Source organism: Haloplanus sp. CK5-1 (genome assembly GCF_037201915.1).
GTDB classification, from domain to species: Archaea; Halobacteriota; Halobacteria; order Halobacteriales; family Haloferacaceae; genus Haloplanus; species Haloplanus salilacus.
In genome coordinates, this window is record NZ_CP147505.1 from 1,402,779 (window position 1) to 1,416,787 (window position 14,009).

Consider the following 14,009-nt stretch of genomic DNA (forward strand, 5'->3'; position numbering starts at 1 on the left):
ACGAGGCGGGCGATACCGGAGTCCACGGCCGGGACCACGTCTTCGTGACGAACGCTCCCCAGTCCGTGCGTCTCGGACGAGATCGGCCAACATCGAATCGATTCGATAGCTGTACGAAGATTCGAAGGTTGGACGCGAACGGATTAACGGGGCCGTCTCCATCCGCCATTTGCAATGGCAGAACGCAACGACCGACACGTCGAAGGCGGCGATTCTACAGCGGGGTGTCGCTGATCGTGCAACTTCCAGTCCCAAACAACAAACTCGTCGCCTTCGCGCTCGCAGGTGCCCTCCTCACGGCCACCGTCGCCGGCGGTCTCGCCATATCCGGTGGGGACCTCGCGCAGGCTGGCGAGCAAGCGGACTCCCCGAGTACGACCGCGTCGGACACACCACAGGTGGTCGCTGCCGATGCCCCGACGCCAAACCGGGACTTCACCCCAGCAGTTCGGACGCAGTCCGGCTACGAGGACGAGGAGTACGAAGACGGCGAGGAGTACGAAGAAGACGAGGAAGAGTGAGTGAGATGAGGGGATCGCTCGCCTCGGTCACCGAACGGTTCGGAGACGCCCACCGCGAGTTCGGGTGTTGTGATACGACGTTTCGGATCCAGGCGACGGGCATCCGGGCCGACGCTGCGGCGACTGCGGCTCGAGAAACAGCGGAGTCACTCGAAGCGCAACTGAACGCCTTCGATGAGGCCAGTGCCGCCAGCCGGCTCAACCGCGAAGGCGAGGTCGCGAACGAACACGTCGCCCGTATCGTCCGGCGTGGGCTCGAATACAACGACCGGACCGGAGGGGTGTTCGATATTCACCAGGGCCGCGTCGAACACGACCTCAAAACGTTCTCGCGTGGTGACAGTGAAACACCACCGACGGCGTTCGATACCGGAACCGTCCGAGTCAGCGGATCGCACGTCACAACCGACGTCGAACTCGACCTCAACGGTCTCGCGAAAGGGTACATCGTCGACCGGGCCAGCGAGGCAATCACCGGTCTCGGTCGGCGCGGGTTCGTCAGTGGGGGTGGAGATATGTCTCCACCGACGGGCCCGATCGCTATCGAGAGCCCGTACGGTGACGACACACCGCTGAAGATCCTAGACACGGACTGGTACGTCGCGACGTCCGGTGGATACCGACGCTCGCGAGACGGCACTGACCACGTCTACGATCCGACCACCGAGTCGCTCGGCTCCCGTCACGAGTCCGTCACCGTCGTGGCGCGCCGGGACTGTATGGAAGCCGACGCCTTGGCGACGACGCTTGCGGCGCTCCCACTTGTCGAGGCACGCGACGTAGCAGCGGAGTGGGAGAGACTGGAGGCACTCATCGTCCACGACGGCGTCTTTCATACGACGGAGGGGTTCGACACACATGTCTTGGACACGTGAGCAACGAATCACCGCCGTGGCCATCGTCGTCTTAGTGGTGGCCGTCCCTGCCCTCTGGCAGATCGGGGACGTGCGTGCCGCCCAGACGACCGAAGAGAAGCAAAGCGACCTCGTCGATCGGACCGTGTCGACGAGACAGGCACCAGCCGATTACGATGGGGACGGCATCAACGACTCCGCCGACGAGTGTCCGACACGACCGGAAACGACGAACGGATTCCAGGACTCGGATGGCTGTCCGGACGTCGTCGAAACGACGGGGGCATCGTAATGTCACGACTCGTCTGGCTCCTCGACCGCGGTGCTGCGCTCGTCACGTACCCCTCGCTGTATCTGGCGGTTCTCACGGGCATCCTCTACAGTACGGGGTCGTTCGGCATGCTCCACGAGGCCGTTCGACGCGTCCATATCGAACTATCCGTGTTCGCGACGGTCGTCACGCTGCTACACACGGGGCTCGGCGTCCTCGACGCATGGTTCGTCGTCACCGGACAGGTCCCAGCACCGGCGTACTCGACGCCGTACTTCCTCGGCGGCGTCGCCGTCGGCGCGGGCGCTCTGCTGATGCTCGTCGTCGCAGTGCTTGGCTTTACTGACGCGAAACGGTTCCAGCGGCCGTGGGGACCACGCGTCGTCCACTCGTTCGCGTACGCTGGCTTCGCGTTCGGGACGATCCACGCTGCAGCGATCGGCACCGACCTGACGGGGCTCGTCCGTCCCCTGCTGGGCCCCTCGGTGGCGTTTCTCGTGTACGTGCTCCTGTTGCGCCTGTTGGTGTTTCGTGAGATACCAGTAGGCGCGACAGCTATAGTAGCCTTTGTAAGTCATCACACACCTGATCGCATGACAGCGTTCGATCAGGTGTGCGGACAGTTACAAACGCTACTATAGCTAGTAACTGTCCCAGAGATCCAGGATACGGTCGACGATTTTGTCAGTGAACGAGCGCCGGTGAATCGTGTAGAGGTATTCGACCCGGTCGGGATCGCTGACCTCGTAGACGACACTCCGGCCGTCGCGCTCTTTCGTGACGAGGTCGGCCTCGGCGAGTTTCGAGAGGTGCCACGGAACGGTCGATTTGGCCTTGTCCAGACGGTCGCTTAGCTCGGCCGTCGAGAGCGGGCCGTCCGTGAGAAGGTGTGCGAGGATGCGGCGACTGTACTCCCGTCGCAGGGCGTTCATCACTGTCCGATCGGCTTCGTCGAACTCGGCAGCCGGATAGTACCGCGTGTACTTGCCGTCGTCCGAAACGTCGATCAAACCCTCGTCGCCGAGCCACCGGAGCTGATACTGGACCGTTCCCTGCGCGTACTCGAGATCGTCGAGGAGCGCACGAGAGTGGACTCCCGGCGTGTCGGCTATCTGTTGGTAGATCGTCCGTCGTGAGGCCAGTTCGAGATCACGATCCGACATTGCTCAGTCCCGCGTCAGAGCGACAAAAAACGCCAGGAGGCCAGCGAGAATCAGGATCGCGCTCCCGTGTTCGAGCAATTCGAGCGTTGCGTACGGGAAATACGGGAGCAACGGATACTCGAGAAACACGATGAGTCCGTAGACGGCGAACATCGCGTACCCCAGAGAGACGATTCGCATGCGAACATCACGTTCCCGTCGCCACGCCAAGAGGCTGAGGAGGCTGAGCCCTACGGCGAGGACGAAGATACCGAGACTGACGTACTGTTCGAGGAGTTGAGCGAGTGACATACGTTACTATCTGTACACACGACCGGTGCGACACACTCGGCGATCGGGACACCTCGATGGATGGCGGTGTACGGCAAAACGATTGCCGTCCAACCGTCGAATCCATCCCGTGTGTCGTGAAGTCCGTCGTAACGTCCGCAGTGGCCGGGAACACGGCCGCCGGAGGCCGAGTATCGCCGAACACGGGAGCGTGACCTCCCGGTCGCTGGGGACGGTGGAGAAAACTGCGGTCGTTTTCGTCGAGGCAGTCGGCTGCCCGAACGTGTCAGTCGACCCTATCTATATACGGGTCCGCCCCGTTCGCCGACACGTCTCCATGTCACTCGACGTCGCCGCCGCTATCGAAGACGGACTCGGTCGGCTCCCGACGCGCGTCGCCGCCCTCCTCGGCGTCGCCTACCTCGCCGTCGGCGTGAGTTCGACCGTCACCTCCCAGACCCTGGCGCTCGCGGTCACCGACGCCCTCCGGGCCGTCGCCCCCGCCGCATCCACGGCGGCCGTGGAGGGTGCCGGCGGCCCACTGGCGTTGGGGCTGGGGCTTCCGGTCGCTGCGGCGCTCTTTCTCGTCCAGATCGTCGCCGCACAGGCCGTCGGCGTCGTCGCCATCCGGACGTTCGTCGCCGACGCCCGGCGCTCCCTTCCGGCCGGCGTCACCCGCCGGTTCGCGTGGGTCGTCCTCAACGCCCTCGTGGCCGGCTTCGTCGTCAACGTCCTGATCGGTCTGGGAGTGATGCTGTTGATCGTCCCCGGCATCTACCTCGCGGTCGCGCTCTACTTCGTCCAGTTCGAGGTGATAGTCGAGGGGAAGAACGCCCTCGACGCGCTCCGCGACGGGTGGGCGCTGACCGCCGGCGACCGCCTGCGCGTGTTCCTGTTGCTGGTGGCCCTCGTCGCCGTCGGCCTCGCCAGCGCCGTCCCCGCGTTCGTCCTAGACCTCGCCGGCGTCCCGTCGCTCGTCTCCACCGGAATCACGGTCGTCCTCGGGGCGGCGATCAGCGTCTTCAGCGTGGCCGTCGGTGCCCGTGCGTACGTCCAACTGAAGCCCGACGGCTGGTCGTCCCCGGACGGAACACCGTCGCCGCTCGCCGACTGACCGCGAACGCGAGGTTTTTGTCGCCCGGTCGCTCACCCCCATCCGTGCGCATCGAGAACAGCTTCATCCCGGTCCGCGGCGTCGGCGAGACGACCGAGCGCCGCCTCTGGGAGGCCGGAATCACCCACTGGGAGGAGTTCGACGGCTCCGTCTCCGCCGTCGGTCCGACGACCGCCGACCGCATCCAGGAGTTCGTCGACGTGGCGACCGACCACCTCCGTCGGCAGGACGCCCGCTTTTTCGACGACTCCTTCCCCTCGGGCGAGCGCTGGCGACTCTACGAGAACTTCCGCGACGACGCGCTCTTCTTCGACATCGAGACCACCGGCCTCGATTCCGCCCGCCACGACGTGACGACGGTGAGCGTCCACCGCGGCGGCGACACCGAGACGCTGATCCGTAGTGACGACCTCGACGCTCGCCGACTCCGCGACCGCTTCGCGGACGCCCCCCTGATCGTCTCGTTCAACGGCGCGCGCTTCGACGTCCCCTTCCTCGAGGACGCCTTCGACCTCGAGGTGACCGCGCCCCACCTCGATCTGATGTACCCCTGCCGTCGCCTCGACCTGACCGGCGGTCTCAAGGCCATCGAGGAGGAGGTGGGGATCGGCCGCGACCGCCCCGACCTCGCCGGCGAGGACGCCGTCCGCCTCTGGCGCGAGTACGAACGCGGCGACGAGGCCGCACTCGACACGCTCGTCTCGTACAACCGCGAGGACACCGAGAACCTCCGGACCTTGGCTGACGTGGTCACCGACCGTCTCCACGAGGCGTGCTGTCCTCCCAACGCGACGTTTTAGGCAAACCTAAAAGCTCAAGTGGGCGGACTCACAGATGAGGGTATGGGAGAGTACACCTTCGACGACGTCGCCGTCGTCATGGGGACGTACAACGAGGAAGCAGCGATCGGGAGCGTGCTGGCCGACATCGAGCGCGTGACCGACGGGCGGGCCGAGATGGTCTGTGTCGACGGATCGGACGATCGAACGCCCGAGATCGCCCGCGGCATGGGTGCGCGCGTGATCGAACAGGAGCCACAGGGGTACGGCGTCGCAGTGCGCGAGGCAGTACTCGCGTCCGACCGTCCGGTGGTCGTCACGACCGACTGCGACGACACCTACCCGATGGAGCGTCTGCCCGACTTCCTCGACCGGATCAACGAGGGGTACGACGTCGTGAGCGGCGACCGCATCACGCCCGGTCCGGAGACGATGCCGCCACTCAACCGGCTGGGTAACCGACTCTTCGCGGCGCTGGCCAGCCTCCTGCTCGGCCGACGCCTCCACGACGTTACCACGGGCATGCGCGCCTACCGCCGTGACCTCCTCCACCGGATCGAATGGACCGAGAACACCGGTCTGTCGGCCGAACTTCTGATGCGGCCGGTCGCCCGCGACTACCGCGTCACCGAGACGACCATCGACTACGACGAGCGCGCCGGCGAGACGAAACTCGACCCCTTCCGGGGTGGGGCCGCCATCGCCAAGTCCATCCTCCGGGTCGGTATCGAGGAACGCCTCGGTCGGACCAACAGCGGGTCGGAGGCGACGACCGAGGGTGTCGAGGCGTCGCGGAGCGACTGACCGTTCTACCGCAGGATATCGCCGATCCGCCGCGGTTCGTTGCCGAGGGTCGGGTCCTCCTCGACCATCTGTAACACCTCGTGGTCGGTCACGTCGGGGTAGGACTTCTCTATCGCGTCCTCGATCAGGGCCTTCTCCAGTCTGAACTCCGTCCCCTCGTAGACGACGTCGACGCCGTCCTCGTCGAAAGCGAGCGTTGTCATGTGCGGTCGTTGTCGGTCGTCGGTGAAAACCCCTCCCTTCCGGCCGCCGTCGGACGGGCGTCTGACGGCCGTTTTAATAATAGCGGCGTCTACGAACGCGCGTGGCACTCGGGAGGGATCCGCTCGATTCGCTGCAGATCCCCGACGGGACGACCGTCGAGGAACACGACCTCGTGACCGACGGCGACGTGATCGTCGGCGGCCAGAGTACCGTCGAGTTCGGCGTCCGCGGGCGGAACGTCGTCGCGGGCGAGCGCGTCCGTTTCGGCGGCGACATCGAAGCCGAGAGCGATTGCCGGCTCGATGTGTGGTGTGACGTGGCCGGCAACGTCCTCGTCGGCGACGACGCCTACCTCGGCGAACGCGTCCACGTCGGCGGCCAGTTGATGGTCTCGGGCGATCTGGACATCGGCGACGACGTGGAGATCGACGAGGGGTTCGAGGCCAACGGCTGGATCGTGATTCGAAATCCGGTCCCGACGCTCGTGTTCTACTTCATCGTCCTCTCCCAACTCCTGCGGGTCGGCGAGACCGACGCCGCCGAGGGGATCGCCGAGGCACTCGGCGGCGACGCCCCGGACGATCCGCTGGTGATCCCCCGCGGGAGCGACGTCTCCGACGACTCGTGGCGCGTCTCGACGGCCGCGGAGGTGGGCGACGACTGCCGCCTCCACGGCAACATCCGCGCCGAGTCGATCGAGATGGGCGAAGACGACAACGTCTTCGGGAGTCTGCGCGCCCGTGGCGACGTCTCCGTGGGCGCGGGCACGCGCATCCACGGCGACGTGACCACCCGGGGCGGGACGGTCCGTCTCGACGAGGGGGTGCGCATCCTCGGCGACGTCTCGTGTACTGACCTCGACCTCCACGAGGACGCCGTCGTCGACGGCTCGATCAGATCCCGTGGCGAGATGCGGATCCGCCGCCCCGACGCCGGCCGTGAAATCGAGTGAACGGCCGGTTCTGGCTATTTCACAGGGTTCATGACGCCAGAGACACGACTGCCCGTATGCCAAACCGGGAGGATGTCGTCGCGGCCGACTGTCGGTACGCCGACATCCGCGCACAGTTCGACGACTTGGACCCCGGTGCCCACGTCGCGCTGTTCTACGACTCCCCCGAATCGCAACTCCGGGTCGCGGCGGCCTTCGTCGCGAGCGCGCTCCAGCGGGAGTACGAGTGTCTCTATCTGACCGACGACACCGACCCCGAGGAGGTGTTCCGTCGGTTCCGCGAGGCCGGCATCGACGTCGACGCCCGGTTCGACGCCGGGGATCTGCGGGTTCGGCCGGCGGCCGAGGCGTATCTCGAAGGCGGCCACCTCGACGTCGACCGGATCGTCGAGGCGCTCGCGACGGCCGCGGAGAACGTCGACGACGACCACGAGGGGTTCTGTGCCGTCGGCGAGAACTCGTGGTGTTACCGAACCGAGCACGACTTCGACGACGTGGCGGCGTTCGAGGCGGCGTTCGACGCCCGTCGCGCCGACCTGCCGGCCGTGACCCTCTGTCAGTACGGCTTGGACGACTTCGACGACGAGGCCATCGCCACGGCCCTCCGGAGCCACGAGTACGTCGTCTACCGGGAGACGCTCTGTCGGAACCCCTACTACGTCCCGCCGGAGGAACACGCCGGCGTCGACGACCCGGAGCCGAACGCCGCGCTCATGCTCGAACAGACCTACGACATCGCCCGGAGCCGGCGGCGGCTCGAGCGCCACGAACAGCGCCTCTCGGTGCTGAACCGCATCCTCAGACACGACATCCGGAACGACCTCAACGTCGTCCTCGGCAACGTCTCCACGGTCCAGGAGAGCGAGGCGCTAGACGACGCCGACCGCGAGCGTCTCGCCACGGTCGAGCGCGTCACGACCCGCATCGTCGACCGCGCCGAGAAGGCCCGCTACGTCCAGCGGACGCTCGCCGACTCGACGATCGATCGGATCGACCTCGGCGAGACGGTCGCCGACGCCGTCGCCGACGTCCACGAGACGTACCCCGAGGTGTCCATCACGGTCGACGTGGCCGACGCGCCGACCGTCCTCGCCGACGTCCACCTCCGGACTGCGCTGGTCGAACTGCTCACCAACGCGGTCGTCCACGGGACTGCGGACGACCGCTCCGCGACGATCGCGGTCTCCCGGACCGACGACCTGGTGACCGTGGAGGTGCACAACCCCGGGGAGCCGATCCCCGAACGCGACCGGCGTGCACTCCGGAGCGGGATCGAGACGCCCCTGTCCCACGGCCACGGTCTGGGGCTCTGGCTGGTGAAGTGGATCGTCGAGAACTTCGGTGGGACGCTCCGGTTCCCCGGCGGCGACCCCGACGAGTGTCGGATCGCCATCGACCTGCGTCCCGTCGAGGCATAATCGGACCGAAAGGCAATTGCCGCCGACTCGCCCACGTCCCCTATGCTCTCTCTCGCGCTCGCCGGCAAGCCCAACGCCGGCAAGTCCACGTTCTACCGGGCCGCGACGCGGGCCGAGGTGGACGTGGGGAACTACCCCTTCACGACCATCGACGCCAACCGCGGGGTGACCCACGCCCGAACCGACTGTCCCTGTCTCGCCCGCGACGAGCGGTGTGGCAACGAGCGCTGTCACGACGGCAAGCGGTACGTCCCCGTCGAACTATTAGACGTCGCGGGACTCGTCCCCGGCGCACACGAGGGCCGAGGCCTCGGCAACCAGTTCCTCGACGAACTCACCAACGCCGACGCCATCCTCAACGTCGTCGACGCTTCCGGTGGGACGAACGCCGAGGGTGAACCCGTCGACGTGGGCGACTACGACCCCGTCGAGGAGGTCGACTTCGTCGAACGCGAGATGGACCAGTGGCTCGCGGGCATCGTCGACCGCAACTGGGAGGGAGTCGAGCGCAAGTCGCGCTCGCCGGAGTTCGACATCGACGAGACGCTGACGGACCTGCTCACGGGCTTTGGCGCGACGGTGGCCGACGTGACCGCCAGCCTCCGGGAGTTGGACTACCCCGAGGATCCCATCCAGTGGGACGACGAGGACCGGGCGGCGCTGGCCCGTGCGATCCGGGCGCGCACCAAACCGCTCGTCGTCGTCGCCAACAAGGTCGACGTCGCGCCCCCGGAGAACGTCGACCGCCTCCGGGAGACCGACCGGCCCGTGATCCCGACGACGGCGGACGGCGAACTCGCCCTCCGGACCGCGAGCGACGCGGGTGTCGTCGACTACGACCCCGGGGACCGAGAGTTCGGCATCGTCGGCGACGTGACCGACGCCCAGCGCGAGGGGTTGGAGCGCATCGGCGAGGTGATGGCCGACCACGGCGGCACCGGCGTCCAAGCCGCCATCGACCACGCCGTCTACGACCTCCTCGACCACGTCACCGTCTACCCGGTGCAAAACGAGACGAAGTGGACCGACGGCTCCGGAACGGTTCTGCCCGACGCCGTCCTGCTTCCGCGCGGATCGACCCCTCCGGACCTCGCGTACGCCATCCACTCGGACATCGGCGACGGCTACCTCCACGCCGTCGACGCGCGGTCCGACCGGCGAATCGGCGAGGACCACGAACTGAGCGAGGGTGACGTTATCAAAATCGTCAGCACGGCGAACTGAGCGGGGTGGGGAGAGAGGGATCGACCGAGTCGCCAGCGGGTACCCAACTCACGACGCGTGGATAGTTTAATGTAGTGTTCGCGCCACTTCGGCCAGTTTATTCGAGTTTATTTTCGGTTCGGTCGCCCCCGGTCCGTGTGATCGTCGTTCCGGTGGGCCGACTACGTCGCGGCTCCGACGCCGAACGTCCGGGGTGGCACCGCCATCTCGAGATCCGCCTCGTCGAACGCCCGCTGGATGTCCCGGTTGACGCCGTCTTTCACCGCCTTCCATCGCGCCAGATCGGCGATGTAGTACTCCAGCCTGATCTTCATGCCCGCGTCCCCGTACTCCCAGAACCACGCCCCCGTCCGCTCGGGGTCTACCCCGTCCACGCCGTTCGTCGTCGACTCGATCAGATCGAGCGCCGACTCCATCTCCGCCGGGGTGGTGTCGTAACTGAGCCGGATGAACGTCGTGATTCGCCGGCTTCCCTCCGAGGTGATGTTCGTGATCTCGGCGTTGGCGATCGTCGAGTTCGGGAGCGTGATCGTCCGCCCGTCGAAGTCCCGCAGCCGCGTGGTTCTGAGGCCAACTTCCTCGACCGTCCCGGCCGTCCCGTCGATATCGACGACGTCGTCGACGAGAAACGGCTTCGTCGTGAGGATGTGTGCCCCGCCGAAGACGTCGGCCATCGTCTTTCGCGAGGCGAACGCGACGGCAATGCCACCCACACCCAGGGACGCGATGATCGCGGTCACGTCGTAGCCGACGGTGTCCATGATCACGATTCCGGCCGTGGTGACGATGGCGATGTTCGTGACCCTGCTGACGATGGGCACTAGTTCGTCGTCGAGTTTCGATTCGGTCCGCTCGGCGTACTCCATCATGTAGGTCTCGATGAGACCGTCGGTCAGTCTGACGGCGATCCACGCCAGGGCGACCACGATGGGGATGTCGACCCCGATCCCGAGTATCGACGCCAGCGGTTCGACGGGCGTGAGAAATCGGCGCCCGAAGGCGACGCCGGCGATCACCCCGAGCAGGACGACCGGACCGCCGAGCGCGTGGGCAATGATGTCGTCGAGTTCGGTCTCGGTCGCTTCGACTGCCCGTTTGAGTCGTCGCCTGTAGAAGTAACCCAGCGACCGCCCCAAGATCGCCCCGACACCGACGACCGCGAAAAACAGGAAGTACTGCGGGAGCGTGCTCCCGAGGTAGCTGTCCGACAGCGCCGTTCCGAGAGCCATGGTACCATTCCACAACACCGCTTCACATAATTCTGGCGTCCAGGACGACCGTATCGGCCACTTCGTGGGGTTTCGACGGAGTCGTCGCTTCCAAGCGCCGTCACTCCAGTTCCGCCACCACGCGCTCCATCACGTCGAGCGCTTCCTCGAGTGTCTCCGTGTCGGTGGCGTAGGAGATGCGCGCGTGGCCCGCGCCCGCGTCGCCGAACGCCTCGCCGGGCACGACGATCACGCCCCGGTCGAGGCAGGCGTCGACGAAGCCCTCGGGCACTTCGGGCATCGCGTAGAACGCGCCCTCGGGGGTCGGCACGTTGAGGCCCATCGTTTCCAGACGGTCGAGCACTAGGTCTCGGCGCTCTTCGAACGTCTCGCACATCTCGTCGACGCCCTCCTGTGGCCCGGTGAGTGCCGCCTCGGCGGCGTACTGGGCCGGCGCGGAGGCACAGGCCTGGACGTACTGGTGGACACGGAGCATCCGCTCGATTCGGCGGGTCGAGGCGGTCACCCAGCCCAGCCGCCACCCCGTCATCGAGTAGGTCTTCGAACAGCCGTTGACGACGACGACGTTGTCGGTGTCGGCGTAGGAGAGCGGCGAGTGGTGGTCGCCGTCGAAGACGAACCGTTCGTACACCTCGTCGGAGACACAGACCACGTCGTGATCGTCGGCGATGCGGGCGAACTCGCGAACGTCTTCCTCGGGCGACACCGCGCCGGTCGGGTTCCCGGGGCTGTTGACGACGAACGCGGCGGTGTCGTCGGTGATTGCGTCCTCGACGGCGGCGGGGTCGAGCGTCAGGTCGTCGCGAAGCGGGACCGGTACGGGCGTCCCGCCGGTCAGTTTCGTCAGCGCGTCGTAGGAGACGAAGCCCGGGTCGGGGATGAGGACCTCCTCGCCGGCGTCGACGTGGGCCTCCAGCGCGAGGTGGAGCGCCTCGCTCCCGCCGGCGGTGGCGATGACGTCGCCGGCGTCGACGTCGACGCCCTGATCGCGGGCGTGTTTCTCGGCGATGGCCTCCCGCAACGAGGCGATTCCCTTGTTCTCGGTGTAGGCGTCGGCCTTCCCGGCCTCGATGGCGTCGACGGCCGCCCTCCTCGCGTGGTCCGGCGCGGGGAAGTCCGGTTGGCCGAGGCCGAGGTTGATGGCGTCCTCGCCGGCCGCCTCGAACACCTCGCGGATGCCGCTGATGGATATCGACTCGACGCGCGTGGAGAACTCGGTCATACCCTCGTACCGGGTCCGGTCCGGCATAGGTGTTCCCGTTTCTGACCCGTCGCCGGCGACGAACCGAGCGACCCTATCGGAGCCTCCGGGCGATCCGAAGGAACACCGAAACGGCCGTCCCGAGCCCGGGTATTCGTGACGAGAGCGCGGCCGCCCCGAGGAGGAGGAGCCCGCTCTTTCGCCGTCCACGGGCGAACGCTACCGCGGCGTCGACGAGCGTCGAAACCATGCTGACCTTGTTTGCCGATCGGATGGTGATGGGTGCCATGAGACACCGGCCGATTCGGAGCCCGGACGCAAAAAGGAGCACGTTGTCGGAGTTGCGGGTGACGGGCGCTTCACGCGCTGGATGCGTGTCCCACCCCGCGAGTCGTCTCCGTCCGCCTACTCCGGATCGTCCTCGTGGGCGTCCCGGAGCGTCGAGACGTGGTCGCCCAACTGCGACAGCGCGGTGTCGGCGTCGATGTAGCCGTCGTCGTACTCGTCGTAGACGCCTTCGGCGGCGGCGAGGAACGCCTCCACCTCGGCGTCGAGGTCCTCGGAACCCATGATCGACTCGCCGGGCGGAGCGCATTTAATTCCACCCCTCCAATCCCGACCGTGACCCTCCGCGTCCGGTACGACGACGGGACGATCACCCTCGACGGCGAGGTGCCCGACCCGCCGGGTGTCGCCGACCTCCCCCTGACCGAGGACGACCGCAGTCGGACCCTCCGCGCCCCCGCCCACCGGTACGCCGACCTCGTCGCGGCGCTCGACGACGCCGGCGTCGACTACGAGGACCGAGTTCTCGACCTCCCCGACCTCGCCCTGTCGACGACGTACGACCTCCGGGCGTACCAGACTGCGGCGCTCGACGCATGGAAGGACAACGACCGCCGGGGTGTCCTCGAACTCCCGACCGGGAGCGGGAAGACCGTCGTCGCCGTCGGGGCCATCGCGCTGCTGTCGACGCCGACGCTCGTGGTCGTCCCGACCGTCGACCTCCTCCACCAGTGGCGGCGCGAACTCGAGACGGAGTTCGCGGTTCCGGTGGGACAACTCGGTGGTGGCGAGCAAACCCTCGAAGCGATCACCGTCGCGACGTACGACTCGGCGTATCTCCGCGCCGACGGGGTCGGCGACCGCTTCGGTCTCGTCGTCTTCGACGAGGTCCACCACCTCGGCGGCGAGGGCTACCGCGATATCGCGCGGTTGCTCCCCGCGCCCGCCCGCCTCGGCCTGACCGCGACGTTCGAGCGTCCCGACGGCGCACACACGGTCGTCGCGGACCTCGTCGGCCCCGTCGTCTACGACCTCTCGGTCGACGACCTGGCCGGCGACCACCTCGCGGACTACGAACTCCGGCGGGTGGAGGTGGAACTCACGCCCGAGGAGCGCGAGGCCTACGACGAGACACAGGGCACCTTCGTCGACTATCTCCGGACCTCCGGGCTCTCCCTGTCGAGCGGGAGCGACTACCGGGAACTCGTCAAGCGGTCGGGGACCGATCCCCGCGCACGGGAGGCGCTCCTGGCCAAACAGGAGGCACGCGAGATCATGATGAACTCCGACGCGAAGGTCGACGCGTTGGAGCGGATCTTCGAGCGCCACCGCGACGAGCGGACCATCGTCTTCACCGCCCACACCGACCTCGTCTACCGACTCTCCGAGCGGTTCCTCTTCCCGGCGATCACGAGCGAGACGGGAGCGAGCGAGCGCCGGTCGATCCTCGATCGCTTCCGCGAGGGGACCTACACCCGGGTCGTGGCCGCGAACGTCCTCGACGAGGGGGTCGACGTCCCCGACGCCGCCGTCGGCGTCATCCTCTCGGGCAGCGGGAGCGAACGCGAGTTCACCCAGCGCCTCGGGCGGATCCTCCGGCCGAAGGCCGACGGCCGGGGGGCGATCCTCTACGAGGTAGTCAGCGCAGAGACGGCCGAAGAACGGGTCGCCGAGCGAAGGCGGTAGACCGGGCGAACTCCCTTTGCCGTCGAACCCCGTA

18 protein-coding genes are annotated in these 14,009 nt (G+C 67.1%); 11 read left to right on the forward strand and 7 right to left on the reverse strand.

The window, feature by feature from the left end:
- Positions 1-236: 236 nt before the first annotated feature.
- From NBT81_RS07440 to NBT81_RS07455, 4 genes are read left to right on the forward strand one after another with little or no spacing between them, the layout of a single operon-like run.
- Positions 237-521, forward strand: coding sequence for a hypothetical protein (locus NBT81_RS07440; RefSeq protein WP_338742190.1), 285 nt, complete (start codon positions 237-239; stop codon positions 519-521).
- Between the two features lie 5 nt (positions 522-526).
- Positions 527-1,396, forward strand: coding sequence for an FAD:protein FMN transferase (locus NBT81_RS07445; RefSeq protein ID WP_338742191.1), 870 nt, complete (start codon positions 527-529; stop codon positions 1,394-1,396).
- Positions 1,380-1,667 carry a thrombospondin type 3 repeat-containing protein gene (locus tag NBT81_RS07450; RefSeq protein WP_338742193.1) on the forward strand — a complete coding sequence of 96 codons (288 nt, stop codon included), beginning with the start codon at positions 1,380-1,382 and terminating at the stop codon, positions 1,665-1,667. Before NBT81_RS07445 ends, NBT81_RS07450 begins: the two co-directional genes overlap by 17 nt.
- Positions 1,667-2,287: a hypothetical protein gene (locus NBT81_RS07455; RefSeq protein WP_338742194.1), complete on the forward strand. Its 621-nt coding sequence runs from the start codon at positions 1,667-1,669 to the stop codon at positions 2,285-2,287. The genes NBT81_RS07450 and NBT81_RS07455 overlap by 1 nt, the downstream gene beginning before the upstream one ends.
- On the opposite strand, the gene NBT81_RS07460 is transcribed toward NBT81_RS07455, so the two are convergent.
- Both NBT81_RS07460 and NBT81_RS07465 read right to left on the reverse strand, forming a co-directional pair.
- Positions 2,288-2,809: a metalloregulator ArsR/SmtB family transcription factor gene (locus NBT81_RS07460; protein WP_338742195.1), complete on the reverse strand. Its 522-nt coding sequence runs from the start codon at positions 2,807-2,809 to the stop codon at positions 2,288-2,290.
- 3 nt (positions 2,810-2,812) lie between these two features.
- Positions 2,813-3,100: a hypothetical protein gene (locus NBT81_RS07465; protein ID WP_338742196.1), complete on the reverse strand. Its 288-nt coding sequence runs from the start codon at positions 3,098-3,100 to the stop codon at positions 2,813-2,815.
- 316 nt (positions 3,101-3,416) lie between these two features.
- Between NBT81_RS07465 and NBT81_RS07470 the strand changes: the two genes are divergently transcribed.
- From NBT81_RS07470 to NBT81_RS07480, 3 genes are read left to right on the forward strand one after another with little or no spacing between them, the layout of a single operon-like run.
- Positions 3,417-4,193 carry a hypothetical protein gene (locus NBT81_RS07470; protein WP_338742197.1) on the forward strand — a complete coding sequence of 259 codons (777 nt, stop codon included), beginning with the start codon at positions 3,417-3,419 and terminating at the stop codon, positions 4,191-4,193.
- A gap of 44 nt (positions 4,194-4,237) precedes the next feature.
- On the forward strand, positions 4,238-4,993 hold the full coding sequence (locus NBT81_RS07475) for a ribonuclease H-like domain-containing protein (protein ID WP_338742198.1): 756 nt from the start codon (positions 4,238-4,240) through the stop codon (positions 4,991-4,993).
- A gap of 42 nt (positions 4,994-5,035) precedes the next feature.
- Positions 5,036-5,776, forward strand: a complete 741-nt coding sequence (locus tag NBT81_RS07480; protein WP_338742199.1) for a dolichyl-phosphate hexose transferase — start codon at positions 5,036-5,038, stop codon at positions 5,774-5,776.
- 5 nt (positions 5,777-5,781) lie between these two features.
- On the opposite strand, the gene NBT81_RS07485 is transcribed toward NBT81_RS07480, so the two are convergent.
- Complete coding sequence (locus tag NBT81_RS07485) at positions 5,782-5,979, reverse strand: DUF5800 family protein (protein ID WP_338742201.1); 198 nt, start codon at positions 5,977-5,979, stop codon at positions 5,782-5,784.
- Positions 5,980-6,080: 101 nt separating this feature from the next.
- Between NBT81_RS07485 and NBT81_RS07490 the strand changes: the two genes are divergently transcribed.
- The 3 genes from NBT81_RS07490 to NBT81_RS07500 are packed head-to-tail and all read left to right on the forward strand — an operon-like array spanning position 6,081 to position 9,574.
- Positions 6,081-6,932, forward strand: coding sequence for an acyltransferase (locus NBT81_RS07490; protein ID WP_338742202.1), 852 nt, complete (start codon positions 6,081-6,083; stop codon positions 6,930-6,932).
- Between the two features lie 56 nt (positions 6,933-6,988).
- On the forward strand, positions 6,989-8,350 hold the full coding sequence (locus tag NBT81_RS07495; RefSeq protein WP_338742204.1) for an MEDS domain-containing protein: 1,362 nt from the start codon (positions 6,989-6,991) through the stop codon (positions 8,348-8,350).
- A 42-nt stretch (positions 8,351-8,392) separates the two neighbouring features.
- Positions 8,393-9,574 (forward strand): redox-regulated ATPase YchF, encoded by a 1,182-nt coding sequence (locus NBT81_RS07500; RefSeq protein ID WP_338742205.1) that lies wholly within the window; start codon positions 8,393-8,395, stop codon positions 9,572-9,574.
- A 161-nt stretch (positions 9,575-9,735) separates the two neighbouring features.
- Here NBT81_RS07500 and NBT81_RS07505 read toward each other — a convergent pair whose 3' ends face one another.
- The 4 genes from NBT81_RS07505 to NBT81_RS07520 form a co-directional block, all read right to left on the reverse strand.
- The gene (locus NBT81_RS07505; protein ID WP_338742206.1) at positions 9,736-10,803 is read right to left on the reverse strand and encodes a mechanosensitive ion channel family protein; all 1,068 of its coding nucleotides are present in this window, start codon (positions 10,801-10,803) and stop codon (positions 9,736-9,738) included.
- A 100-nt stretch (positions 10,804-10,903) separates the two neighbouring features.
- Positions 10,904-12,025, reverse strand: coding sequence for a pyridoxal phosphate-dependent aminotransferase (locus NBT81_RS07510; RefSeq protein WP_338742208.1), 1,122 nt, complete (start codon positions 12,023-12,025; stop codon positions 10,904-10,906).
- Positions 12,026-12,098: 73 nt separating this feature from the next.
- On the reverse strand, positions 12,099-12,293 hold the full coding sequence (locus NBT81_RS07515; protein WP_338742210.1) for a hypothetical protein: 195 nt from the start codon (positions 12,291-12,293) through the stop codon (positions 12,099-12,101).
- A 116-nt stretch (positions 12,294-12,409) separates the two neighbouring features.
- On the reverse strand, positions 12,410-12,574 hold the full coding sequence (locus NBT81_RS07520; protein WP_338742212.1) for a hypothetical protein: 165 nt from the start codon (positions 12,572-12,574) through the stop codon (positions 12,410-12,412).
- Between the two features lie 51 nt (positions 12,575-12,625).
- Between NBT81_RS07520 and NBT81_RS07525 the strand changes: the two genes are divergently transcribed.
- Complete coding sequence (locus NBT81_RS07525; RefSeq protein ID WP_338742214.1) at positions 12,626-13,975, forward strand: DEAD/DEAH box helicase; 1,350 nt, start codon at positions 12,626-12,628, stop codon at positions 13,973-13,975.
- Positions 13,976-14,009 lie beyond the last annotated feature (34 nt).

Excerpts from the sequence above, each read along its gene's own strand:
- NBT81_RS07455 (WP_338742194.1), top strand. The coding sequence starts at position 1,667 with ATGTCACGACTCGTCTGGCTCCTCGACCGCGGTGCTGCGCTCGTCACG.
- NBT81_RS07520 (WP_338742212.1), bottom strand. The coding sequence starts at position 12,574 with ATGGGTTCCGAGGACCTCGACGCCGAGGTGGAGGCGTTCCTCGCCGCC.
- NBT81_RS07450 (WP_338742193.1), top strand. The coding sequence starts at position 1,380 with ATGTCTTGGACACGTGAGCAACGAATCACCGCCGTGGCCATCGTCGTC.
- NBT81_RS07505 (WP_338742206.1), bottom strand. The coding sequence starts at position 10,803 with ATGGCTCTCGGAACGGCGCTGTCGGACAGCTACCTCGGGAGCACGCTC.
- NBT81_RS07500 (WP_338742205.1), top strand. The coding sequence starts at position 8,393 with ATGCTCTCTCTCGCGCTCGCCGGCAAGCCCAACGCCGGCAAGTCCACG.
- NBT81_RS07485 (WP_338742201.1), bottom strand. The coding sequence starts at position 5,979 with ATGACAACGCTCGCTTTCGACGAGGACGGCGTCGACGTCGTCTACGAG.
- NBT81_RS07445 (WP_338742191.1), top strand. The coding sequence starts at position 527 with ATGAGGGGATCGCTCGCCTCGGTCACCGAACGGTTCGGAGACGCCCAC.
- NBT81_RS07470 (WP_338742197.1), top strand. The coding sequence starts at position 3,417 with ATGTCACTCGACGTCGCCGCCGCTATCGAAGACGGACTCGGTCGGCTC.
- NBT81_RS07510 (WP_338742208.1), bottom strand. The coding sequence starts at position 12,025 with ATGACCGAGTTCTCCACGCGCGTCGAGTCGATATCCATCAGCGGCATC.
- NBT81_RS07465 (WP_338742196.1), bottom strand. The coding sequence starts at position 3,100 with ATGTCACTCGCTCAACTCCTCGAACAGTACGTCAGTCTCGGTATCTTC.
- NBT81_RS07460 (WP_338742195.1), bottom strand. The coding sequence starts at position 2,809 with ATGTCGGATCGTGATCTCGAACTGGCCTCACGACGGACGATCTACCAA.
- NBT81_RS07495 (WP_338742204.1), top strand. The coding sequence starts at position 6,989 with ATGCCAAACCGGGAGGATGTCGTCGCGGCCGACTGTCGGTACGCCGAC.
- NBT81_RS07515 (WP_338742210.1), bottom strand. The coding sequence starts at position 12,293 with ATGGCACCCATCACCATCCGATCGGCAAACAAGGTCAGCATGGTTTCG.
- NBT81_RS07480 (WP_338742199.1), top strand. The coding sequence starts at position 5,036 with ATGGGAGAGTACACCTTCGACGACGTCGCCGTCGTCATGGGGACGTAC.